This window comes from Pseudomonas sp. AN-B15 (assembly GCF_019056475.1).
In the GTDB taxonomy this organism is placed as follows: Bacteria; Pseudomonadota; Gammaproteobacteria; order Pseudomonadales; family Pseudomonadaceae; genus Aquipseudomonas; species Aquipseudomonas parakoreensis.
This window is the reverse complement of the sequence record NZ_CP049737.1, coordinates 4,271,622-4,294,007: the sequence shown is the minus strand read 5'-3', so window position 1 is coordinate 4,294,007 and position 22,386 is coordinate 4,271,622. Positions and strand designations below refer to the sequence as shown.

The window sequence follows — 22,386 nt, the reverse complement described above, 5'->3', positions numbered from 1 at the left end:
ATGCTGCGCCTATGTTGAATGACCCGATTCCACCTCACGTTGACCCGCGCAAATTGGCTGACCGTGGCACCACCCTTCAAGGTGAACTGCTGCTGGCCGATTTGAAGAGACTCTGCGACCCGCTTTCCGACGATGTCGGTACGGTGCAGGCCAAATTCGTTTTTGAGCGAGATGAACGTAAATCTGTGGTGATCCACAGTTTTATCGACACCGAAGTCAAAATGGTTTGCCAGCGTTGTCTTGAGCTGGTCACCCTGCCGATCCACAGCGAATGCAGTTACGCTGTTGTGAAGGAGGGTGCGAATACCCAGTCGTTACCGAAAGGTTATGACGTGCTGGAACTGGGCGAAGATCCATTGGATCTGCAGTCACTGATCGAGGAGGAGCTTCTGCTCGCCTTGCCCATTGTGCCTGCTCATCATCCGGAAGAATGCCAGCAGCCGGCGGGAGCAGATGAACCCGAACCGAGCGAGGACGAGGTAACGCGGTCCAACCCGTTCAGTGTATTGGCGCAGTTAAAGCGTGACCCAAACGTTTAGGAGTTAATCAATTATGGCTGTTCAGCAGAACAAAAAATCCCGCTCTGCCCGTGACATGCGCCGTTCGCACGACGCTCTCGAGGCTAGCACCCTGTCTGTAGAAAAAACCACTGGTGAAGTTCACCTGCGTCACCACGTATCGCCAGAAGGCGTATACCGTGGCCGTAAAGTGATCGACAAGGGCGCTGACGAGTAATCACTTGTCCGCTCAAGTCATCGCGATTGACGCAATGGGCGGGGACTTCGGTCCCCGCAGCATTGTTCAGGCCAGCCTTGCTTGCCTTTCTGCTACGCCCTCGCTGCACCTGACCCTCGTCGGTCAACCCTCCCTTCTTGAAGAACTGATCAACGGCCAATCGGCTGCCGATCGCGCGCGCCTGACGATTGTCCCGGCGTCTGAAGTCATCACCATGGACGAAAAGCCGACCCAGGCCTTGCGTGGCAAGCCGGATTCGTCGATGCGTGTCGCCCTGGAGCTGGTGCGTGACGGCAAGGCCCAGGCCTGTGTCAGCGCCGGCAATACCGGGGCGTTGATGGCGCTGTCGCGTTTCGTGCTCAAGACCTTGCCGGGGATTGACCGGCCGGCGATGGTGGCGGCGATTCCGACGCAGAAGGGCTATTGCCAGTTGCTCGATCTGGGCGCCAACGTCGATTGCAGCGCCGAGCATCTGTTGCAGTTCGCGGTGATGGGCTCGGTGGCGGCGCAGACGCTGGGCATCGCCCGGCCGCGTGTCGCGTTGCTGAATATTGGCACCGAAGACATCAAGGGCAATCAGCAGGTCAAATTGGCGGCGACCCTGCTGCAGGCGGCGCGCGGCATCAACTATATCGGCTTTGTCGAGGGCGATGGTTTGTATCGCGGCGAGGCGGATGTGGTGGTCTGTGACGGTTTTGTAGGCAATATCCTGCTCAAGTCCAGCGAAGGCCTGGCGACGATGATCGCTGCACGCATCGAGGCCTTGTTCAGGAAAAACTTCGCTTCCCGCGTAGTAGGTGCTCTGGCCCTGCCATTGATGAAACGTCTGCAAGCGGATCTCGCGCCTGCGCGACATAATGGCGCAAGTTTCCTCGGCTTGCAGGGCATCGTGGTGAAAAGTCACGGTTCGGCCGGGGTTCAGGGCTTTCAGAGTGCGATTCAGCGCGCGCTGATCGAGATTCAGGAGAACCTCCCCGAGCGCCTCCACGGTCGTCTGGAGGATTTGTTGTCTTAGGCGTTTTCGTCGGACAATGCTTAAATGTGACCGCCCGGTTCAAAGGGCCATCCAACTGTCAGTTTCTTGCGTCCCCCGGTGGGGCGTCACTTTCCGACGACAAGATCATTAGGGGCTTGTTACATGTCTGCTTCCCTCGCATTCGTCTTTCCAGGACAGGGTTCGCAGTCCCTCGGCATGCTGGCCGAGCTGGGCGCGGAACATCCGCTGATCCTCGAAACTTTCAAAGAAGCCTCTGAGGCTCTGGGCTATGACCTGTGGGCATTGACCCAGCAAGGCCCGGAAGAGCTGCTCAATCAAACCGATAAAACCCAACCGGCCATTCTGACCGCCTCGATCGCCCTGTGGCGTTTGTGGCTGGCTGAAGGTGGCGCGCGTCCGGCATTCGTTGCCGGTCACAGCCTGGGTGAATACAGCGCGCTGGTTGCTGCCGGCAGCCTGAGCCTGGCTGATGCGGTGAAACTCGTTGAGCGCCGTGGCCAGCTGATGCAGGAAGCCGTTCCGGCCGGGCAGGGTGGCATGGCCGCCATTCTCGGTCTGGAAGACGCTGATGTGCTGGCCGCCTGTGCTGAAGCGGCGCAAGGTGAAGTGGTCAGCGCGGTGAACTTCAACTCGCCGGGCCAGGTGGTGATTGCCGGTGCCAAGGCTGCCGTCGAGCGTGCCATTGAAGGTTGCAAGGCCCGTGGTGCCAAGCGTGCCATGCCGTTGCCGGTGAGCGTGCCGTCGCACTGCGAGCTGATGCGTCCGGCGGCCGAGCGCTTTGCCGAATCCATCGCTGCCATCGACTGGCAGGCACCACAGATCCCGGTCGTACAGAACGTCAGCGCGCAAGTGCCGGCCGATCTGGAAACCCTAAAGCGTGATCTGCTCGAGCAACTGTACAAGCCCGTTCGCTGGGTTGAATCGGTCCAGACCCTGGCCGCCAAAGGCGCCACCAGTCTGGTCGAATGCGGTCCGGGCAAAGTCCTGGCTGGTCTGAACAAACGTTGCGCCGAAGGCGTTTCGACTTCCAACCTCAATACCCCAGACGCTTTCGCTGCCGCCCGTGCAGCGCTGGCCTGAATCAGGAGAAACTTGCATGAGTCTGCAAGGTAAAGTTGCACTGGTCACCGGTGCAAGTCGCGGTATCGGCCAGGCCATCGCACTGGAACTGGGTCGTCAGGGCGCCATCGTTGTTGGCACTGCGACCTCCGCCAAAGGCGCCGAGGCCATTGCTGCCACCCTGAAAGAGCATGGTATCCAGGGCACGGGTCTGGAACTGAACGTCACCAGCGACGAATCGGTCAGCGCGGTGCTGGCGAGCATTCAGGAGCAGTTCGGTGCGCCGGCAATTCTGGTCAATAATGCTGGCATCACCCGCGATAATCTGATGATGCGCATGAAAGACGATGAATGGTACGACGTGATCGATACCAACCTGAACAGTCTGTATCGCCTGTCCAAGGGCGTTTTGCGTGGCATGACCAAAGCGCGCTGGGGCCGAATTATCAGTATTGGCTCGGTGGTGGGTGCCATGGGCAACGCAGGCCAAGTAAACTATGCAGCCGCCAAGGCCGGTCTGGAAGGTTTCAGCCGTGCGATGGCGCGTGAAGTCGGTTCGCGTTCGATTACGGTCAACTCGGTAACCCCAGGGTTCATCGACACCGATATGACCCGCGAACTGCCGGAAGCACAGCGTGAAGCCTTGCAGACGCAGATTCCGCTGGGTCGTCTGGGGCAAGCTCAAGAGATCGCTTCGGTGGTCGCTTTTCTTGCATCCGACGGTGCGGCATACGTCACTGGGGCTACAATCCCGGTGAACGGTGGGATGTACATGTAAGTAAAATGTGACGGATTGCTTCAAAAAAATGTCATACGAGCTGTCTAAAATCCGTTATAAAGCTGCAATCTATTTATAGGCAGAGGGCCGCAGGGTTTGAGGAGTGAAGCTTTCAGTTGAAAAGCTGAAAAGCCTTTCTATACACTTACCCACTGGCCAGCTGCCTGAATTTGTCCATTAGGAGTGAAAACAAGGTATGAGCACCATCGAAGAGCGCGTCAAGAAAATCGTTGCCGAGCAACTGGGTGTCAAAGAAGAAGAAGTGGTCAACACTGCTTCCTTCGTTGAAGACCTGGGTGCCGACTCCCTTGACACCGTTGAGCTGGTGATGGCTCTGGAAGAGGAATTCGAGACCGAAATCCCTGACGAAGAAGCTGAGAAGATCACTACTGTACAAGCTGCAATCGACTACGTTACTAGCCACCAGGCGTAATAGTTTGTAATCGTTGTCTGCTGTCATGGAAAAACCGCACTGCCATCATGGCGTGCGGTTTTTTCTTTAGGCCTGATGCAAAGTCGTCATTTGAAAAAGGAGAGTGCTGTGTCGCGTAGACGCGTCGTAGTCACCGGTATGGGTATGTTGTCGCCACTGGGCACGGATGTGCCAAGCAGCTGGCAGGGCATTCTGGCTGGCCGCAGTGGCATTGGTCTGATCGAACACACCGACCTTTCTGCCTATTCCACCCGTTTTGGCGGCTCGGTAAAGGGCTTCAATGTCGAGGAATACCTGTCGGTCAAGGAAGCACGCAAGCTCGACCTGTTCATTCAGTACGGTCTGGCCGCGGGTTTTCAGGCTGTTCGCAATGCTGGTCTGGAAGTCACCGACGCCAATCGTGAGCGCATTGGCGTGGCCATGGGCTCGGGCATCGGCGGTCTGACCAACATCGAAGAAACCAGCCGTACCCTGCATGAGACGGGCCCGCGTCGAATCTCGCCATTCTTCGTGCCAGGCTCGATCATCAATATGATTTCCGGTTTTCTGTCCATCCACTTGGGTGCGCAGGGACCGAACTACGCCATTTCCACTGCCTGTACCACCGGTACGCACTGCATTGGCATGGCGGCGCGCAACATCATGTATGACGAAGCCGACGTGATGATCGCCGGCGGTGCCGAGATGGCCGCGTGCGGTCTGGGCATGGGCGGCTTCGGCGCGTCCCGTGCGCTGTCGACCCGCAACGACGAGCCGACCCGCGCCAGTCGTCCATGGGACAAGGGCCGTGATGGCTTCGTGCTGTCCGACGGTGCCGGTGCGCTGGTGCTCGAAGAGCTCGAGCACGCCAAGGCTCGCGGCGCGACCATTTATGCCGAGCTGATCGGCTTCGGCACCAGTGGCGATGCGTTCCACATGACTTCGCCACCCGCTGATGGCGCTGGTGCAGCGCGCTGCATCACCAATGCCCTGCGCGATGCGAAAATCAACATCGACCAGGTGCAGTACATCAACGCCCACGGTACCTCGACCCCGGCCGGCGACCTTGCCGAAGCCAATGCGATCAAGACCGTGTTCGGTGAGCACGCCTACAACCTGGCGGTCAGCTCCACCAAGTCCATGACCGGTCACCTGCTGGGTGCGGCGGGCGCGGTCGAGGCGATCTTCAGTGTGCTGGCAATCAACAGCCAGGTGGCCCCGCCAACCATCAACCTCGACGAGCCGGACGAGGGCTGCGATCTCGATTTCGTGCCGCACACGGCGCGCAACATGGACATCGACGTCGTACTGTCCAACTCCTTCGGGTTTGGTGGCACCAACGGCACGTTGGCGTTCCGTCGGTTCGCCGGCTGATGGACAGCTGGGTCGACGGTCAGCCGGCTGACGCTCTGTCGCTGAAAGATCGCGGCCTGGCTTATGGCGATGGGCTGTTCGAGACCATCGCCGTGCGCGGCGGCCAGCCGATATTGCTGGATCGTCACCTGACGCGTTTGGCCGAGGGCTGCTCGCGTCTGGCTATCGATGCGGATATTGATCGGGTTCGCACGGAGCTGCGGGCCTATGCCGCGGCAATGGGCGAGGGCGTACTCAAGCTGATCCTCACCCGTGGTGATGGCTTGCGTGGCTACGCGCCCGATCCTGCGGCGCAGGGTCGACGCATCCTGCAAGGCAACCCGCCTGCGGCTTATCCTGCCGTGCATGGCGAGCAGGGTGTGCGCCTGTTTCCATGCGCCACGCGGCTGTCGAATCAGCCGTTGTTGGCCGGGCTCAAGCATCTGAATCGGCTGGAGCAAGTGCTTGCCCGCGCCGAATGGCGCGACGGCGAACACGCCGAAGGCTTGATGCTTGATCAGGCCGGACGCGTCATCGAAGGCGTGTTCAGCAACCTGTTTCTGGTGCGCGACGGCGTACTGATCACCCCGGATCTGAAGCGCTGTGGCGTGGCCGGTGTGATGCGTGCCGAACTATTGTTTCAGGCCGAGTCATTGGCCATCCCCACCCAAATTACCGATGTAAGCCTCGAACAGCTGCAATGGGCTGACGAAGTCTTTATCTGCAACAGCGTTTATGGCGTCTGGCCGGTACGCGCCTACGCTGCACTGAGCTGGCCGGTTGGCCCGCTCACCCGTAAACTGCAAACCATTGCCCGCGCGCTACTGGATGCCTGATTCGTGAGACGTAAATTCTTGCTGCTGCTGGAAACCGGACTGGTTCTGGCAGGGCTGATAATGGGCGCCAGCGCCTGGAAAATTCATTCGGCGCTGGAACAGCCTCTGAACATCACGCAGGAAGAACTGCTGGATGTGCCGAAAGGCTCGACACCGACCCGCACCTTTCTTGAACTCGAAACCGAGGGGGTCATCAAGGACGCCTTCTGGTTGCGCATTTACTGGCGCTTCAATCTGGCCGGCACACCGATCCATACCGGCGAGTACCGCATGCAGCCAGGCATGACCGTCAACGGTCTGATCGACTTGTGGAAGCGTGGCGAAGTGGTGCAGTACAGTCTGACGCTGGTCGAGGGCTGGAATTTCCACCAGGTCCGCGCCGCGCTGGCAAAAGATGAAAAGATCGAGCAAACCCTCAAGGGCTTGAGCGACAGCGAAGTGATGGAGAAAATCGGTCATCGGGGATTGTTCCCGGAAGGTCGGTTCTTCCCGGATACCTACCGTTTCGTGCGGGGCGTTTCCGATGTCGAATTGCTGAAGAAGGCCTTTGACCGGCTCGATGAAGTGTTGGCCAAGGAGTGGGAAAACCGCTCGGCCGATGCGCCGTACAGCGAGCCTTATCAGGCGCTGATCATGGCGTCGCTGGTGGAGAAGGAAACCGGCGTACCACAGGAGCGCGGGCAGATTGCCGGCGTGTTCGTGCGCCGCATGGCGCTGGGCATGCAGTTGCAGACCGACCCGACCGTGATCTATGGCCTGGGCGACCGCTACACCGGCAAGTTGACCCGTGCTCATCTCAAGGAGCCGACGCCCTACAATACCTATGTGATTCCCGGGTTGCCGCCGACGCCGATTGCCATGGTCGGTCGCGAGGCGATTCACGCCGCGCTCAATCCGGTGGAAGGCAACAGCCTGTATTTCGTCGCCCGTGGCGATGGCAGCCATGTGTTCTCCGATGACCTGGATGCACACAACAGTGCGGTGCGCGAGTTCCAGCTCAAGCGCCGCGCCGATTACCGCTCCAGCCCGGCCCCGGCGAATGCGCCGGCGGCTCCGGCCACGGCGACGGAGGAGGCGATTCCTGCCGCGTCCCCGAATACCGCGCCTGAAGCGCTGCCGCAGGTTCCGCCTCAGGAACCTGCGCCAGCCCCTGCTGCCGAGCCTGAGACGGCGGCACCGCAAAATGCGCAATGACTTTGATTAAGGACTGCCTGTGACTGGCTTGTTTATTACCCTGGAAGGCCCGGAAGGCGCTGGCAAGAGCACCAACCGCGAGTACCTCGCCGAGCGTCTGCGCGTCGAAGGTATCGAAGTGGTGCTGACTCGCGAACCCGGCGGAACGCCACTGGCCGAACGGATTCGCGACGTGCTGCTGGCCCCGGCCGCTGAGGTCATGAACCCCGACACCGAGCTGTTGCTGGTGTTCGCCGCGCGCGCCCAGCATCTGGCCGAAGTGATTCGTCCGGCACTGGCCCGTGGCGCGGTGGTGTTGTGTGATCGTTTCACCGATTCGACATACGCCTATCAGGGCGGCGGTCGTGGTTTGTCAATGGAGCGCATTGCTGCGCTGGAGACGTTCGTTCAGGGCGACTTGCGGCCGGATCTGACACTGATTTTCGATCTGCCGGTGGAAATGGGTCTGGCTCGCGCCAGTGCCCGTGGCCGTCTGGATCGTTTCGAGCTGGAAGGCCGGGCGTTTTTCGAAGCGGTGCGCAATGCGTTTCTCAAGCGCGCTGAGGCTGATCCTGCACGCTATGTGCGCATCGATGCCGGTCAGCCATTGGTCAAGGTTCAGCAATCGCTGGATACCTTGATTCCGAACTTGCTGGAGCTGATTCGTGGCTGAGGCCTATCCATGGCAGGACAGCCTCTGGCAGCAACTGGCGGGACGCAGTCAGCACGCTCACGCGTATTTGCTGCACGGCCCGGCCGGGATCGGCAAGCGCGCACTGGCCGAACGCCTGATGGCCAGCCTGCTTTGTCAGCGTCCGACACCGGAAGCCTGCGGTGAGTGCAAATCGTGCCTGCTGCTCAAGGCCGGCAGCCACCCGGACAATTACATCCTTGAGCCCGAGGAAGCCGACAAGGCGATCAAGGTCGACCAGGTACGCGATCTGGTCAGTTTCGTGGTGCAGACCGCGCAACTGGGCGGGCGCAAAGTGGTGCTGATCGAACCGGTGGAGTCGATGAACATCAACGCCGCCAACGCCTTGCTAAAAAGCCTTGAAGAGCCTTCCGGCGATACCGTGCTGTTGCTGGTGAGCCACCAGCCGAGCCGTTTGCTGCCGACGATCAAGAGCCGCTGCGTGCAGCAGGCGTGTCCGCTGCCGGGCGAGGCCATGAGCCTGCAATGGCTGGCACAGGCGCTGCCGGAGTGTTCCGAAGAGGAGCGCATCGAATTGCTGACGCTGGCGGCAGGTTCGCCACTGGCGGCGGTCAGCTTGCAGTCCCAGGGCGTGCGCGAGCAGCGGGCGCAGGTGGTCGAAGGGGTGAAGAAGTTGCTCAAGCAGCAGCAATCGCCGACACAATTGGCCGAAGAATGGAAAAGCATTCCGATGCTGCGCCTGTTCGACTGGTTCTGCGACTGGTCGAGTCTGATCCTGCGCTATCAATTGACCCAGGATGAAGCCGGCCTCGGTCTGACCGATATGCGCAAAGTCGTGCAGTACCTGGCGCAGAAAAGCGCCCAGGGCAAAGTCCTCGATATCCAGGACTGGATTCTCGCCCAGCGGCAGAAAGTCCTGAGCAAAGCCAACCTCAACCCGGCACTGCTGCTGGAAGCGTTGTTGGTGCAATGGGCGGGTTTGCCTGGTCAAAGATAAGAATGTGTACCTAGACTCTGAACATCAGCAGTGGAGGTCAACATGAATGAAGCCATCAGTCCCGGGCCGCGTAACGGCATCCTGTCCCTGACGATCAAGGACAAATCGGTGCTTTACGCGGCCTACATGCCGTTCATCAAGAACGGTGGCCTGTTCATCCCGACCAACAAGAGCTACAAGTTGGGCGACGAGGTGTTCATGCTGCTGAACCTGATGGACGAGGCGGAGAAGATCCCGGTGGCCGGCAAGGTCGCCTGGATAACCCCAAAAGGTGCGCAAGGCAATCGTGCCGCCGGCGTCGGCGTGCAATTCAACGAGGGCGATAACACCGCCCGCAGTCGCATCGAAACCCATCTGGCCGGAGCCCTGAAATCCGACCGTCCCACTCATACGATGTAAGTAGCCGTCTTTTTTATGCTCGTAGATTCCCATTGTCACCTTGATCGCCTCGACCTCGCCGCCCATGATGGCTCGCTGGATGCCGCACTCGATGCAGCCCGCCAGCGTGGGGTCGGGCATTTCCTGTGCATCGGCGTGAGTGCCGACAACGCTGCCGACGTCAAGGCCCTGGCCGAGCGCTATGACGACGTCGATTGCTCGGTCGGTGTGCACCCATTGGATGTGCAACCGGGCGCGGCGCCGGCGCTGGACTGGCTGCTGCATGAGCTCAATCACCCGAAAGTGGTGGCGATCGGTGAAACCGGTCTGGACTATCACTACGAGCCGGAAGCCGCCGAGCTGCAGCAGGCATCCTTCCGCCTGCACCTGCAAGCCGCCCGGCAGACCGGTAAACCGGTGATCATCCACACCCGTGGCGCCCGTGCCGATACCCTCGAACTGCTGCGCGAAGCGGCGTTGCCCCAGGCCGGTGTGCTGCATTGCTTCACCGAAGACTGGGACATGGCCAAGGCTGCGCTGGACATGGGTTATTACATTTCCCTGTCGGGCATCGTCACCTTCCGCAATGCCGACGCCCTGCGTGATGTGGCGAGCAAGGTGCCGACTGATCGCTTGCTGGTGGAGACCGATTCGCCGTATCTGGCGCCAATCCCGTATCGCGGCAAACCGAACCTGCCGCAGTACGTGCGCGAGGTGGCGGAGTTTCTGGCGATGCTGCGTGGGGAAGACTATGAGCGGTTTGCCGAGCAGACCACCGAGAACTTCAAGCGGCTGTTTCCCTTGGCGCATGTAAAAGGCTGATCGTGTAGGAGCTGCCGCAGGCTGCGATCTTTTGATTTTGATTCTTTAAAAACAACATCAAAAGATCGCAGCCTGCGGCAGCTCCTACAAGCGCGGTGGGCGTAAATGACAGGGATTTACGCCAAATCGCAGGCAAAAAAAACCCGGGTTCTGGGGGGTGAATCCGGGTTAAGACCATTAGGAGTAAAACAAAGGCACGCGGTCCCTTGGTACCTTTACCGGCACGGCACTTGGGGGAGATGCCGCCCGACAGTTCAAGTATTGATCAGTCTGGCGTTCAGTCCAGTTGAGCGGTCGGGGTTTTTAAACAAATTTGGAATACGTGCGCTTCAGTTGAGTTCTCATTGCCGCCTCAGCGTTCGCAAAATGAACAAGAAACACAGATATGGTCGGATGATCCGTGCATTTTTGTGCAAGTTAGGCATAATACGCGGCTTCGAATTTTGACCCCTACAGACCTTTTCTTATGCACAAAGAACCTCGTAAGGTCCGTGAGTTTCGTCGCCGTGAGCAAGAAATTCTCGATACCGCGCTCAAGCTGTTCCTCGAACAAGGTGAAGACAGTGTCACCGTCGAGATGATTGCTGATGCCGTGGGTATCGGCAAAGGCACGATCTACAAGCACTTCAAATCCAAGGCCGAGATCTATCTGCGGCTGATGCTCGATTACGAGCGCGATTTGAACGAGCTGCTGCATTCGGCCGATGTCGACAAGGACAAGGAAGCGCTGTCCCGTGCCTACTTCGAATTCCGTATGCGCGACCCTCAGCGCTATCGCCTGTTCGACCGTCTCGAAGAGAAGGTGGTGAAAGGCAATCAGGTACCGGAAATGGTCGAGGAACTGCACAAGATCCGTGCCTCGAACTTCGAACGCCTGACCTTGCTCATCAAGGGCCGGATCAGCGAAGGCAAGCTCGAAGACGTGCCGCCGTACTTCCACTACTGCGCGTCCTGGGCGCTGGTGCACGGCGCTGTCGCGCTGTATCACTCGCCGTTCTGGAGCAACGTGCTCGAAGATCAGGAAGGCTTCTTCCAGTTCCTGATGGACATCGGCGTGCGCATGGGCAACAAGCGCAAGCGCGATCCGGAAACCCCGAGCAGCTGAATCATTCAGCGGCCTTATTGCGCCATGATTTCGCTACATGACGCAGTACCGCAGGAATATACTCAGGCATAGGGCTTGCTAAAACTTGATTTGTGAGTCAAGTTTTAGCGGCTCGAAATTCTATCGCCGGAGTGATCATGATCGTTGACCGTCAAGGCAGGCGTTTTCGCAATTTGCGCATCAGCCTGACTTCAGCCTGCAATTACGCCTGTACCTACTGCGTGCCCAACGGCAAGCGGTTGGTGGCTGCGCAGGATGAACTGTCGGCCGAGGCCATGGCCCGTGGCGTGGCTTATCTGATCGAAGCCGCCGGCATCGAGCGCCTGCGCATCACCGGCGGCGAGCCGTTGGTCAGCCCCAAACTCGAATCTTTCATGAGCGCCGTCGGCAAGATGGGCCTGGAAGACATCAGCCTGACCACCAACGGTCAACTCCTGGCGAAAAAGCTGCCGCTGCTGGTGGATGCCGGTCTGCGCCGGATCAACGTATCCCTCGATACCCTCGACGCCGGCGCGTTCCGCAGCATCGCCCGTGGCGGCGATCTGGCAACCGTGCTCGACGGCATGGATCAGGCGAAAGCGGCGGGGATGAAGATCAAGGTCAACATGGTGCCGCTGCGCGGGCAGAACCTGGATCAGGTGATGCCGCTGCTCGACTATTGTCTGGAACGTGGCTACGAGCTGCGTTTCATCGAGTTGATGCGCATGGGCCACCTCGCTACTGACTCCAATGCCTTCCTGCAACAGTTCGTCAGCCTGCAGCAGTTGCTGAGCCTGATTGGCGAGCGTTATGAGTACGCACAAGCCGATGCGCCGGTGGACGCCACGGCCGTGCGCTATGCGATCCCGGGGCTGGGCCATTTCGGCGTGATCGCCAACGAAAGCGTGCCGTTCTGCAGAACCTGTTCGCGCTTGCGTCTGTCGTCGACCGGCTGGCTGCACGGCTGCCTGTCGTCGAGCAACCGCCACTATGTCGGCGATCTGCTCGACAAGCCGCGTCATCAGGCATTGCCGGCGCTGCAGCGTTTGCTGGTCAAGGCGCTGGGCGACAAGCAGGAAGTGGCGTTCTCCGGTGGTGCGACCGTCATGAAGATTATCGGCGGCTGATCCCTTTTTTTCGCGAGCAGGCTCGCTCCCACAGGGTTTTTCTTAATCCTGTGGGAGCGAGCCTGCTCGCGAAAGCATTTCATCATCCGGCAAAGATCCTGAGCTGGCGCAAAAGCTGCATCCAACGGCCATTCGCCGGTTTTCCGTCACCGGCTTCTGGAGGATGAGGATGCGTAGCCTGGTTTTGCTGCTGGCCGTTTTGGCGCTTGGCGGCTGTATGACTGTCAGCGATATGGCCGAAGGCACTCGCTATCAGATGAGCGACGCGGGGCTGCTGGATCACAGCGACAGCCGTCGGGTGAACAACTTCCGCATTCAGCCGGACTCGTTCATCTACATCGCCCAGGGTTCATTCGCACCGCCGGGTGGCTCCTATCCGCGCCCGAACGTTGTGGCCGAAGAAGCGTTCAAAGGTTTTGTCGAATACTTCCCGATGGTCCGCCGTGCGCGAGCCCCGGAAGGCCTCGATCAGGCATTGGGCGAAGCTCGCGATGCCGGTGCTCACTACCTGCTGTATACCCGCTTCGCCAAGGCTGACGACCGCATCGGCAACTCCGACGAGTGGCTCGATCAGGAAGCCGTGGATCGCCTCGGCATCGACGGCGGGGTGATTCAGATCATGTTGATCGAGACCAGCACCCAGTATTTGATTGATACTGCACGGATCAAGAGTCGTGGCGGTTTACTGACGTTCCACGATAACAAGCCGGAAGACCTGATCGGCCCGCCACTGGCGCAATACGCGCGCAGCCTGCTGGGAGTCGGCGACCAATAAACCCAAGGAGTACGCCATGAGTGGCCCGCAAAAAGCCAATGACCTGTTGGGACAGATCCCCAAAACCAAAGGCCTGCCGCCGGTGCATTTGTGGAATCCGGACTTCTGCGGCGACATCGACATGCGCATCGCCCGTGACGGCACCTGGTATTACCTGGGCACGCCGATCGGGCGCAAGCCGATGGTCAAGCTGTTCTCCACCATCATCCGCCGCGACGGCGATGATTACTTCCTGATTACCCCGGTGGAAAAGGTCGGGATCAAAGTCGACGACGCGCCGTTTGTGGCGATTGCCGTGGAGGTTGAAGGCGAGGGTGAAGCGCAGTTGCTGCGCTTCACCACCAACGTCGAGGAGACTGCCGAGGCCGGGCCGGAACATCCGATCCGCGTCGAGATCGACCCGGTGACTCAAGAGCCCGCGCCTTACGTGCACGTGCGCAGCAACCTCGAAGCGCTGATTCACCGCAATGTGTTTTACCAACTGGTGGAACTGGCGGTCCGTCGCGAAATCGACGGGCAGCGCTGGTTGGGCGTATGGAGTGGCGGCGAATTCTTCCGCATCGGCCTCGAGCCTTAAACCAAAAGCCCTTTGGGAGCCACCTTAAAATCCCGATTGACTGTTAATCATATGATGATTAGCGTGAACACCCATCGCCAAGCGCTTTGAGGTCTTCATGTCCAGCAGCTTTCATGCATCAACAGTCGATTGGCTGGGCAGCTGGATTGCCGCTGGCCAGGTGAAACCGGGGCAGACGATCAAGGTCGAGGCCGATCTGGGCGAGCAACTCGGCGTCAGCCGCACGGTGATTCGCGAAGCGATAAAGACCCTCGTCGCCAAAGGCATGCTTGAGGTCGGGCCGAAAGTCGGCACCCGCGTGTTACCGGTGCGGCGCTGGAACCTGTTTGATCCGCAAGTCGTCGGTTGGCTATCGCGCAATGGCTTGCCGGAAAATTTCGTCGATGACCTGCTCGACCTACGCCGTACCATCGAACCGATGGCCGTGCGCTGGGCCTGCGAGCGCGCCAGCCTGGAGCAGATTCACGCGGTGCAACTGGCCTACAACGCGCTGGAGCGGGCGGTCGACAGCGGCATCGATTACAACCGTGCCGACCAGGTGTTCCACGAGTGCATTCTGGCAGCCAGCCATAACCAGTTCATTGAGCAAATGGTCCCGGCCCTCGGCGCCTTGCTCGCGGTGTCGTTTGAAGTCTCCGCCGCTGACCCTGATGAACTGCGTCGCACCTTGCCGATCCACAAGGACATGGCTGACGCCATCGCCGCCCGCGATGCGGCGCGCGGGGTGTGGGCCTGCATGACCCTGATCGACAATGCCGACCTGGCAATCAAGCGCTTTTACCCGCAGGTGATGGCCGACAAAAAAGCCAGCTGACAACACAAATCCCCACCATAAAAACCACAAGAACCAAGGAGTTGCCATGAGCTGGACCGCCGTAACCCAACACCGCGCCAGACTCGGAGAAGGCCCGTTCTGGGACGCCCCCACCCAGGCGCTGTACTGGGTCGATATCGCCGGCCAGCAGGCGCTGCGGCTGATCGGCAACAACGTGCAGATCTGGCAGATGCCCGAGCACGTTTCGGCGTTTATCCCGTGTGCCAGCGGCGATGCGCTGGTAACCCTGAGCAGCGGCGTCTATCGACTGGATCTCGACTCGCCAGGCCTCGAGCCACGCCTGACATTGTTCTGCATCGCCGACCCGCAACCGGGCAATCGGCCCAATGAAGCGCGCTGCGATGGTCAGGGGCGATTGTGGCTTGGCACCATGCAGAACAACATCGGCGACCAAGGCGAAGACCTGCCGGTCGAGCGTCGTTCCGGTGGCCTGTTCCGCATTGATCCCGACCAGCGCGTCACACCGTTGCTGCGGGGCTTGGGGATTCCCAACACCTTGCTGTGGAGCGACGACGGCACCACGCTGCTGTTCGGCGACAGCCTAGACGGCGTGCTCAATCGCTATTTCATTCACACCGACGGCAATCTTGATGTCGCCAGCCGCTGGTACGGTCCTGACCAGAACGGCGGCCCGGACGGTTCGGCAATGGACGCCGAAGGCTACGTGTGGAATGCCCGTTGGGACGGCAGCTGCCTGCTGCGTCTGACACCCGAAGGGCAAATCGACCGCAAAATCGATCTGCCCGTCAGCCGCCCGACCAGTTGCGTATTCGGTGGCGAAGACCTGAAAACCCTGTACATCACCAGCGCCCAGAGTCCGCATAACCATCCACTGGATGGCGCGCTATTGTCGATGCGGGTCGATGTGCCGGGCAAACTCTGCACACGCTTCGCTGGTTAAATCCCAAAATATGGGATGCAAAATTATATATTGAGATTATTCGGCGGTCGGGTTTATAGTCGGCTCCAGCAGTAACACGCACTCACACTTAAAAAGAACAAAACAGGTGAAGTGATGCAGCGAATCTCTATCGCACTCCCCAACGGAGTCAGCGTCTCGCAACGGCCCGGCGTCGCTCGCCGCGCCTGCCTGTTTCGTTTCCACAGTCCTCCAGACCGGACATCGGCAGATGCCCGGTTTTTTTGTGCTCACGAACAGGAGTCCTGATCCATGGCTGAACCTCTTTCCTTGCCGCCGGTGCCTGCGCCGCCGAAGGGTGAGCGTCTGAAAGACAAAGTGGTGCTGCTGACCGGCGCGGCCCAAGGCATCGGCGAAGCCATCGTCGCCACCTTCGCCTCACAGCAGGCCAGGCTGGTGATCAGCGATATTCAAGCAGAGAAGGTCGAGAAGGTTGCCGCGCACTGGCGCGAGCAGGGCGCTGACGTGCAGGCGATCAAGGCCGACGTCTCGCGCCAGCAAGACCTGCATGCCATGGCCAGACTGGCGGTTGAGCGGCACGGGCGCATCGACGTGCTGGTCAACTGCGCCGGGGTCAACGTGTTCCGCGATCCGCTGCAAATGACCGAAGAAGACTGGCGTCGTTGCTTCGCCATCGATCTGGACGGCGCCTGGTACGGCTGCAAGGCCGTGTTGCCGCAGATGATCGAGCAGGGCGTCGGCAGCATCATCAACATCGCTTCGACCCATTCCTCCCACATCATTCCCGGTTGCTTCCCGTACCCGGTGGCCAAGCACGGCCTGCTCGGACTGACCCGGGCACTGGGCATCGAATACGCGGCGAAGGGCGTTCGGGTCAACGCCATTGCCCCGGGCTACATCGAGACGCAACTCAACGTCGATTACTGGAACGGCTTTGCCGACCCGCAGGCCGAGCGTCAGCGCGCATTCGATCTGCACCCGCCGAAACGTATCGGCCAGCCGATTGAAGTGGCCATGACCGCGGTGTTTCTGGCCAGTGACGAAGCGCCGTTTATTAATGCTTCGTGTATCACCATCGATGGTGGACGCTCGGTGATGTACCACGACTGAATAGCTTGGGTTTCAGGCGGTGAAATCTGCGTGAAATCCAATCATCATACGATATGACTATTTTCAACAGGCTTTGCAGCAGTACGTGTCACGCCACCACACCTGTGGCGAGGGAGCTCGCTCCCGCTCGGCTGCGCAGCAGTCGTAAATTCGGGCTGCGCGGTGTGTTTGATTGACCGAGGTAACCAGTTTTAAGGCCGCTTCGCAGCCCAGCGGGAGCAAGCTCCCTCGCCACAAGCTGTTTAATTTGCTCAAGAAAAATAACAAGGAGTCAGCTTATGAAACGTCGTTTCGGGATTCGTACCCTGTGCAGTGCCGCGCTGGCGGTCACCGCGTTCAGTCTGAGCAGTACGCTGCTCGCTGCCGACGCCGTGAAAATCGGTTTCCTGGTCAAGCAGGCTGAAGAGCCATGGTTCCAGACCGAATGGGCCTTCGCCGAAAAAGCCGCCAAGGACAAAGGCTTCGAACTGATCAAGATCGCCGTGCCGGACGGCGAGAAAACCCTCTCGGCCATCGACAGCCTTGCGGCCAACGGCGCCAAAGGCTTCGTGATCTGCCCGCCGGACGTCTCGCTCGGCCCGGCAATCATGGCCAAAGCCAAACTCAATGATCTGAAAGTGATCGCCGTCGACGACCGTTTCGTCGACGCCAGCGGCAAGTTCATGGAAGACGTGCCGTACCTCGGCATGGCCGCATTCGAAGTCGGCCAGAAGCAGGGCAACGCGATGGTCGCCGAAGCGAAGAAACGCAACTGGGACTGGAAAGACACCTACGCGGTGGTCAACACCTATAACGAACTCGACACCGGCAAGAAGCGCACCGACGGTTCGATGAAGGCGCTCGAAGACGCTGGCCTGCCGAAAGACCACATCCTGACCGCCGCGCTGAAAACCCTTGATGTACCCGGCAGCATGGACGCTACCAACTCGGCGCTGGTCAAGCTGCCCAGCGCAGCGAAGAACCTGATCATCGGCGGCATGAACGACAACACCGTGCTCGGCGGCGTCCGCGCCACCGAAGCCGCCGGGTTCGCTGCGGCCAACGTGATTGGTATCGGCATCAATGGCACCGACGCCATCGGCGAGCTGAAAAAGCCCAATAGCGGTTTCTTCGGTTCGATGCTGCCAAGCCCGCACATCGAAGGCTACAAGACCGCCGAGATGATGTACGAGTGGGTCACCACCGGCAAAGAACCGCCGAAGTACACGGCGATGGACGACGTCACTCTGATCACCCGCGAGAACTTCAAGCAAGAGCTGGAAAAAATCGGCCTGTGGAACTGATGGCTGCTCGATCGGTGTGAAGAGGTGACTCAGATGCACGCGCAAGTACAGACACATGTAAACAGCAGCGGCGGCAGCCTGCGCTTCAACGGGATCGGCAAGACTTTTCCCGGGGTCAAGGCGCTGGACGCGATCAGCTTCGTCGCCCACCCGGGGCAGGTGCACGCCTTGATGGGCGAGAACGGCGCCGGCAAATCGACCCTGCTGAAAATTCTCGGCGGCGCCTACATCCCGAGCAGCGGCGAGTTGCAGATCGGCGAGCAGACCATGGCGTTCAAGTCGACCGCCGACAGCATCGGCAGCGGCGTCGCGGTGATTCACCAGGAGCTGCATCTGGTGCCGGAAATGAGCGTGGCCGAGAACCTGTTTCTCGGTCATCTGCCGGCCAGTTTCGGCCTGATCAATCGTGGCGTCCTGCGCCAGAATGCTTTGGCCTGTCTCAAGGGCCTGGCCGATGAAATCGACCCGCAGACCAAGGTCGGGCGCCTGTCGCTCGGCCAGCGGCAACTGGTGGAAATCGCCAAGGCGCTGTCCCGTGGCGCGCATGTGATCGCCTTCGATGAGCCGACCAGCAGCCTCTCGGCGCGCGAAATCGACCGTTTGATGGCGATCATCAGCCGCCTGCGCGATGAGGGCAAAGTGGTGCTCTACGTCTCGCATCGCATGGAAGAGGTGTTCCGCATTTGCGACGCGGTGACGGTGTTCAAGGATGGCCGTTACGTGCGCACCTTCGATGACATGAGCCAGTTGACCCACGATCAACTGGTGACCTGCATGGTCGGCCGCGACATTCAGGATATCTACGATTACCGCAGTCGCCCACGCGGCGCGGTGGCGTTGAAGGTCGACGGTTTGCTCGGCCCGGGCCTGCGCGAACCGGTGAGTTTCGAGGCGCACAAGGGCGAGATTCTTGGGCTGTTCGGCCTGGTCGGGGCCGGGCGCACCGAGCTGTTCCGGCTGCTCAGCGGGCTTGAACGCAACACCGCCGGACGCCTGGAATTGCGCGGCCATGAACTGAAATTGCGCTCACCACGTGACGCGATTGCCGCCGGGATTCTGCTATGCCCCGAGGACCGGAAAAAAGAAGGGATCATTCCGCTGGCCAGCGTTGCCGAGAACATCAACATCAGCGCGCGCGGCGCCAATGCCAGCCTCGGCTGCCTGCTGCGCGGGCTATGGGAGAAGGGCAACGCCGACAAGCAGATCAAGGCGCTGAAAGTCAAAACCCCGCACGCCGGGCAGCAGATCAAATTCCTGTCCGGCGGCAATCAGCAGAAGGCCATTCTCGGTCGCTGGCTGTCGATGCCGATGAAGGTTCTGCTGCTCGACGAGCCGACTCGCGGCATCGACATCGGCGCCAAGGCCGAGATCTACCAGATCATCCATAACCTGGCCGCCGATGGCATTTCGGTGATCGTGGTGTCCAGCGACCTCATGGAGGTGATGGGCATTTCCGACCGCATTCTGGTGCTCTGCGAAGGCGCGCTGCGCGGCGAAGTCAGCCGCGACCAGGCCAATGAATCCAACCTGCTGCAACTGGCTTTGCCGCGCCATCGCGCTGACGGCGTGGCGAACTGAGAGGTGACTATGATGACCATCCAAAACAAGGCACTGCCGACTCCCCGCAAACCGCTGGACCTGCGGCGCTTCCTCGATGACTGGGTCATGCTGCTGGCGGCGATCGGGATCTTCGTCGCCTGCACGCTGCTGATCGACAACTTCCTCTCGCCACTGAACATGCGCGGGCTGGGCCTGGCGATTTCCACCACCGGCATCGCCGCGTGCACCATGCTCTACTGCCTGGCGTCGGGGCACTTCGACTTGTCGGTAGGCTCGGTGATCGCTTGCGCCGGCGTGGCGGCGGCGGTGGTGATGCGCGACACCAACAGCGTGTTCCTCGGCGTCAGCGCAGCGCTGGTGATGGGCCTGATGGTCGGGCTGATCAACGGCATCGTGATTGCCAAGTTGCGGGTCAATGCGCTGATCACCACGCTGGCGACGATGCAGATCGTCCGCGGCCTGGCCTACATTTTTGCCAACGGCAAAGCGGTGGGCGTGTCGCAGGAATCGTTCTTCGTCTTCGGCAACGGCCAGTTGTTCGGCGTGCCGGTGCCGATCCTGATCACCATCGTCTGCTTCCTGTTCTTCGGCTGGCTGCTGAACTACACCACCTACGGGCGCAACACCATGGCCATCGGCGGCAACCAGGAAGCAGCGTTGCTCGCCGGGGTCAACGTTGACCGGACCAAGATCATCATTTTCGCCGTGCACGGCGTGATCGGCGCACTGGCCGGGGTGATTCTGGCATCGCGCATGACCTCCGGGCAGCCAATGATTGGCCAGGGTTTCGAGCTGACTGTAATTTCGGCGTGTGTGCTCGGCGGCGTGTCGTTGAGCGGCGGGATCGGCATGATCCGGCATGTGATTGCCGGGGTACTGATTCTGGCGATCATCGAGAATGCGATGAACCTGAAGAACATCGACACGTTTTATCAGTATGTGATTCGCGGTTCGATTCTGTTGCTGGCCGTGGTGATCGATCGCCTCAAACAACGCTGATTCCCGCTCAGCACGCGAACCTGTGGGAGCTGGCTTGCCAGCGATTTCGGTTGATCATTCAACATTAACTTTGAATGTTCCGCCGCCATCGCTGGCAAGCCAGCTCCCACAGGTGGTTGCGCCGCGCCAGACCTTCCGTCATCTCTCCTAAAAATTCCTTGCTCGCCCGCGCCCGTTTCGGGTATCACTTTGTACATGATTAGACAGGTACGATTTGACAAGAAACAACGGGTGGTCGACGAGCTCGTCCGGCGTATCGAAAGCGGCCTCATGGAGGACGGCTTTCTGTTGCCCGGCGAGCATCAGTTGGCTCAGGAATTCAACGTCAGCCGTGGCACGTTGCGCGAGGCGCTGGCCGAACTGAAGCGGCGCAATTACATCGCCACGCAAAGCGGGGTCGGCTCCATTGTCACGTTCGACGGTGTAGCGCTCGATCAGCGCAGCGGCTGGGCGCAGGCGCTGGCCGACAGCGGGGCGCTGATCAACACTGAAGTGCTGCGCCTGGAAGCCGTGACCCGGCCCGATCTGCTCTCGCGGTTTGGCACCGACCAATTCATCACCCTCGACCGCCGTCGCCGCTCCAGCGACGGCACTCTGGTGTCCCTTGAACGCTCGTTGATGCCGGCCACCGGCGGCCTGGAAAGCCTGCCGCGGGTCGGTCTGATCGACAACTCGTTGACCATTACCCTCGCGGCCTACGGCTACATCGGCGAGCGCGGTGATCAGTGGATCGGCGCCGAACCGCTGAATGCCGAAGACGCTGAGCTGCTCGGGCGCCCGGTGGGGACGGTGTTCCTCAAGGCCCTGCGCACCACCTACGACCGGCAGAACCGTTTCATGGAACAGGTCGAAAGCCTGCTCGACCCGGTGCATTTCCGCCTGCACCTGCAATTTGGAGAATCGAAATGACCGCGCTCAACCGTGCCCTTGGTGCGTTTTATGGCCTGGCCCTCGGTGATGCGCTGGGCATGCCGACCCAATCGCTGAACCGTGAAACGATCAAGATCCGCTTCGGCTGGATCACCGATCTGCAGGATGCCGGTCCTCTGCAACCGATTGCCGCCAACATGCCCAAAGGCTCGATCACCGACGACACCGAACAGGCGATTCTGGTCGGTCAGTTGCTGCTCGAGGGCAAGGGCCGGATTGAGCCGGCCGTGCTCGCCCAACGGCTGATCGAGTGGGAAGCCGAGATGCAGGCCAAGGGTTCGCAGGACCTGCTTGGCCCGTCGACCAAACGCGCCATTGAAATGATCCTAGCCGGCCACTCGCCGGAGGAGGCCGGGCGTTATGGCACCACCAACGGCGCGGCGATGCGCATTACCCCGGTGGGCATTGCGGCGGATGTCGCCGATCCACAGCGTTTCATTGCGGCGGTGGTGCAGGCGTGTCAGGTCACCCACAACACCACGCTGGGGATTTCCAGTGCGGCGGCGGTGGCGGCGGTGGTCTCGGCCGGGATCAACGGCATGGATCTGGGCGAGGCATTGAACCTCGGCCAGCAGATTGCGCAACAGGCCGAGGCACATGGGCACTGGGTGGCCGGCGGGCGCATCGCTTCGCGCATCAGTTGGGCGCGAACCATCAGCGTCGATAGTGACAAGGCGCTGCTGGCGGATCTGCTGTACGACGTGATCGGCACGTCGGTGGCATCGCAGGAATCGGTGGTGGTCTCATTCGCCCTGGCGCAGCAAGTGGCGGTCGGCGAGATGAGTGCGTTCGAAGCGTTGTGCATGGCCGCCAGCCTTGGCGGCGACACCGACACCATCGCGGCGATTCTCGGCGCCATGCTCGGGGCCTGCCTGGGTCTTGAGAGCTGGCCGGCGCCGATGATCGCCACAGTCAAAGCGGTCAATCATCTGGAGCTTGAGCCCCTCGTGAAAGGACTCCTCACCTTACGCTGAGGACCCGTGTAGGAGCTGCCGAAGGCTGCGATCTTTTGATCTTCAGCAGTCTTCAGGCAG

The 22,386-nt window shown here is 60.3% G+C and carries 25 protein-coding genes; all 25 read left to right on the top strand.

Annotated features, from left to right (window positions below; translation table 11 throughout):
- Positions 1–11: 11 nt before the first annotated feature.
- The 25 genes from GTQ41_RS19370 to GTQ41_RS19250 all read left to right on the top strand — a co-directional run bounded on the left by GTQ41_RS19370 (position 12) and on the right by GTQ41_RS19250 (position 22,326).
- Positions 12–539 carry a YceD family protein gene (locus tag GTQ41_RS19370; protein WP_003204262.1) on the top strand — a complete coding sequence of 176 codons (528 nt, stop codon included), beginning with the start codon at positions 12–14 and terminating at the stop codon, positions 537–539.
- 13 nt (positions 540–552) lie between these two features.
- Positions 553–735 (top strand): 50S ribosomal protein L32, encoded by a 183-nt coding sequence (gene rpmF / locus GTQ41_RS19365; RefSeq protein WP_003179396.1) that lies wholly within the window; start codon positions 553–555, stop codon positions 733–735.
- Between the two features lie 4 nt (positions 736–739).
- Positions 740–1,750 (top strand): phosphate acyltransferase PlsX, encoded by a 1,011-nt coding sequence (plsX, locus tag GTQ41_RS19360; protein ID WP_080963300.1) that lies wholly within the window; start codon positions 740–742, stop codon positions 1,748–1,750.
- 123 nt (positions 1,751–1,873) lie between these two features.
- A complete protein-coding gene (gene fabD / locus GTQ41_RS19355) occupies positions 1,874–2,812 on the top strand; it encodes an ACP S-malonyltransferase (protein ID WP_047295663.1) in 939 nt (312 codons plus the stop codon).
- A 16-nt stretch (positions 2,813–2,828) separates the two neighbouring features.
- Complete coding sequence (gene fabG / locus GTQ41_RS19350; protein WP_007967600.1) at positions 2,829–3,569, top strand: 3-oxoacyl-ACP reductase FabG; 741 nt, start codon at positions 2,829–2,831, stop codon at positions 3,567–3,569.
- A 196-nt stretch (positions 3,570–3,765) separates the two neighbouring features.
- On the top strand, positions 3,766–4,002 hold the full coding sequence (acpP, locus tag GTQ41_RS19345) for an acyl carrier protein (protein ID WP_003175607.1): 237 nt from the start codon (positions 3,766–3,768) through the stop codon (positions 4,000–4,002).
- Between the two features lie 108 nt (positions 4,003–4,110).
- Complete coding sequence (gene fabF, locus GTQ41_RS19340) at positions 4,111–5,355, top strand: beta-ketoacyl-ACP synthase II (protein ID WP_027612357.1); 1,245 nt, start codon at positions 4,111–4,113, stop codon at positions 5,353–5,355.
- Positions 5,355–6,170, top strand: coding sequence for an aminodeoxychorismate lyase (gene pabC / locus GTQ41_RS19335; RefSeq protein ID WP_047295660.1), 816 nt, complete (start codon positions 5,355–5,357; stop codon positions 6,168–6,170). The genes fabF and pabC overlap by 1 nt, the downstream gene beginning before the upstream one ends.
- A 3-nt stretch (positions 6,171–6,173) precedes the next feature.
- Positions 6,174–7,364, top strand: a complete 1,191-nt coding sequence (gene mltG, locus GTQ41_RS19330) for an endolytic transglycosylase MltG (protein ID WP_047295658.1) — start codon at positions 6,174–6,176, stop codon at positions 7,362–7,364.
- 19 nt (positions 7,365–7,383) lie between these two features.
- A complete protein-coding gene (tmk, locus tag GTQ41_RS19325; RefSeq protein ID WP_047295656.1) occupies positions 7,384–8,016 on the top strand; it encodes a dTMP kinase in 633 nt (210 codons plus the stop codon).
- Positions 8,009–8,992, top strand: coding sequence for a DNA polymerase III subunit delta' (locus tag GTQ41_RS19320; protein ID WP_041069199.1), 984 nt, complete (start codon positions 8,009–8,011; stop codon positions 8,990–8,992). The genes tmk and GTQ41_RS19320 overlap by 8 nt, the downstream gene beginning before the upstream one ends.
- Before the next feature lie 42 nt (positions 8,993–9,034).
- Positions 9,035–9,391 (top strand): PilZ domain-containing protein, encoded by a 357-nt coding sequence (locus GTQ41_RS19315; protein ID WP_027612362.1) that lies wholly within the window; start codon positions 9,035–9,037, stop codon positions 9,389–9,391.
- Between the two features lie 15 nt (positions 9,392–9,406).
- Positions 9,407–10,192, top strand: a complete 786-nt coding sequence (locus tag GTQ41_RS19310) for a TatD family hydrolase (protein WP_047295654.1) — start codon at positions 9,407–9,409, stop codon at positions 10,190–10,192.
- A gap of 466 nt (positions 10,193–10,658) precedes the next feature.
- Entirely contained in the window at positions 10,659–11,297 is a 639-nt protein-coding gene (locus tag GTQ41_RS19305; protein ID WP_007950805.1) for a TetR/AcrR family transcriptional regulator, read from the top strand.
- Positions 11,298–11,434: 137 nt separating this feature from the next.
- Positions 11,435–12,403 (top strand): GTP 3',8-cyclase MoaA, encoded by a 969-nt coding sequence (locus GTQ41_RS19300; RefSeq protein ID WP_041069205.1) that lies wholly within the window; start codon positions 11,435–11,437, stop codon positions 12,401–12,403.
- A 169-nt stretch (positions 12,404–12,572) separates the two neighbouring features.
- Complete coding sequence (locus tag GTQ41_RS19295) at positions 12,573–13,178, top strand: DUF4823 domain-containing protein (RefSeq protein ID WP_041069208.1); 606 nt, start codon at positions 12,573–12,575, stop codon at positions 13,176–13,178.
- Between the two features lie 16 nt (positions 13,179–13,194).
- Positions 13,195–13,755, top strand: a complete 561-nt coding sequence (locus tag GTQ41_RS19290; protein ID WP_047295650.1) for a DUF1285 domain-containing protein — start codon at positions 13,195–13,197, stop codon at positions 13,753–13,755.
- 97 nt (positions 13,756–13,852) lie between these two features.
- Positions 13,853–14,569: a FadR/GntR family transcriptional regulator gene (locus GTQ41_RS19285; RefSeq protein WP_047295648.1), complete on the top strand. Its 717-nt coding sequence runs from the start codon at positions 13,853–13,855 to the stop codon at positions 14,567–14,569.
- 46 nt (positions 14,570–14,615) lie between these two features.
- Complete coding sequence (locus tag GTQ41_RS19280) at positions 14,616–15,491, top strand: SMP-30/gluconolactonase/LRE family protein (protein ID WP_047295646.1); 876 nt, start codon at positions 14,616–14,618, stop codon at positions 15,489–15,491.
- Positions 15,492–15,761: 270 nt separating this feature from the next.
- Positions 15,762–16,580 (top strand): SDR family oxidoreductase, encoded by an 819-nt coding sequence (locus GTQ41_RS19275; protein WP_047295643.1) that lies wholly within the window; start codon positions 15,762–15,764, stop codon positions 16,578–16,580.
- Positions 16,581–16,858: 278 nt separating this feature from the next.
- The gene (locus GTQ41_RS19270; RefSeq protein ID WP_047295641.1) at positions 16,859–17,863 is read left to right on the top strand and encodes a substrate-binding domain-containing protein; all 1,005 of its coding nucleotides are present in this window, start codon (positions 16,859–16,861) and stop codon (positions 17,861–17,863) included.
- A gap of 33 nt (positions 17,864–17,896) precedes the next feature.
- Complete coding sequence (gene araG / locus GTQ41_RS19265) at positions 17,897–19,441, top strand: L-arabinose ABC transporter ATP-binding protein AraG (RefSeq protein ID WP_047295637.1); 1,545 nt, start codon at positions 17,897–17,899, stop codon at positions 19,439–19,441.
- A gap of 12 nt (positions 19,442–19,453) precedes the next feature.
- Complete coding sequence (gene araH, locus GTQ41_RS19260) at positions 19,454–20,422, top strand: L-arabinose ABC transporter permease AraH (RefSeq protein ID WP_047295742.1); 969 nt, start codon at positions 19,454–19,456, stop codon at positions 20,420–20,422.
- 195 nt (positions 20,423–20,617) lie between these two features.
- Positions 20,618–21,331 carry a GntR family transcriptional regulator gene (locus GTQ41_RS19255; RefSeq protein WP_047295635.1) on the top strand — a complete coding sequence of 238 codons (714 nt, stop codon included), beginning with the start codon at positions 20,618–20,620 and terminating at the stop codon, positions 21,329–21,331.
- Positions 21,328–22,326, top strand: coding sequence for an ADP-ribosylglycohydrolase family protein (locus tag GTQ41_RS19250; RefSeq protein ID WP_047295633.1), 999 nt, complete (start codon positions 21,328–21,330; stop codon positions 22,324–22,326). The genes GTQ41_RS19255 and GTQ41_RS19250 overlap by 4 nt, the downstream gene beginning before the upstream one ends.
- Positions 22,327–22,386: the final 60 nt, after the last annotated feature.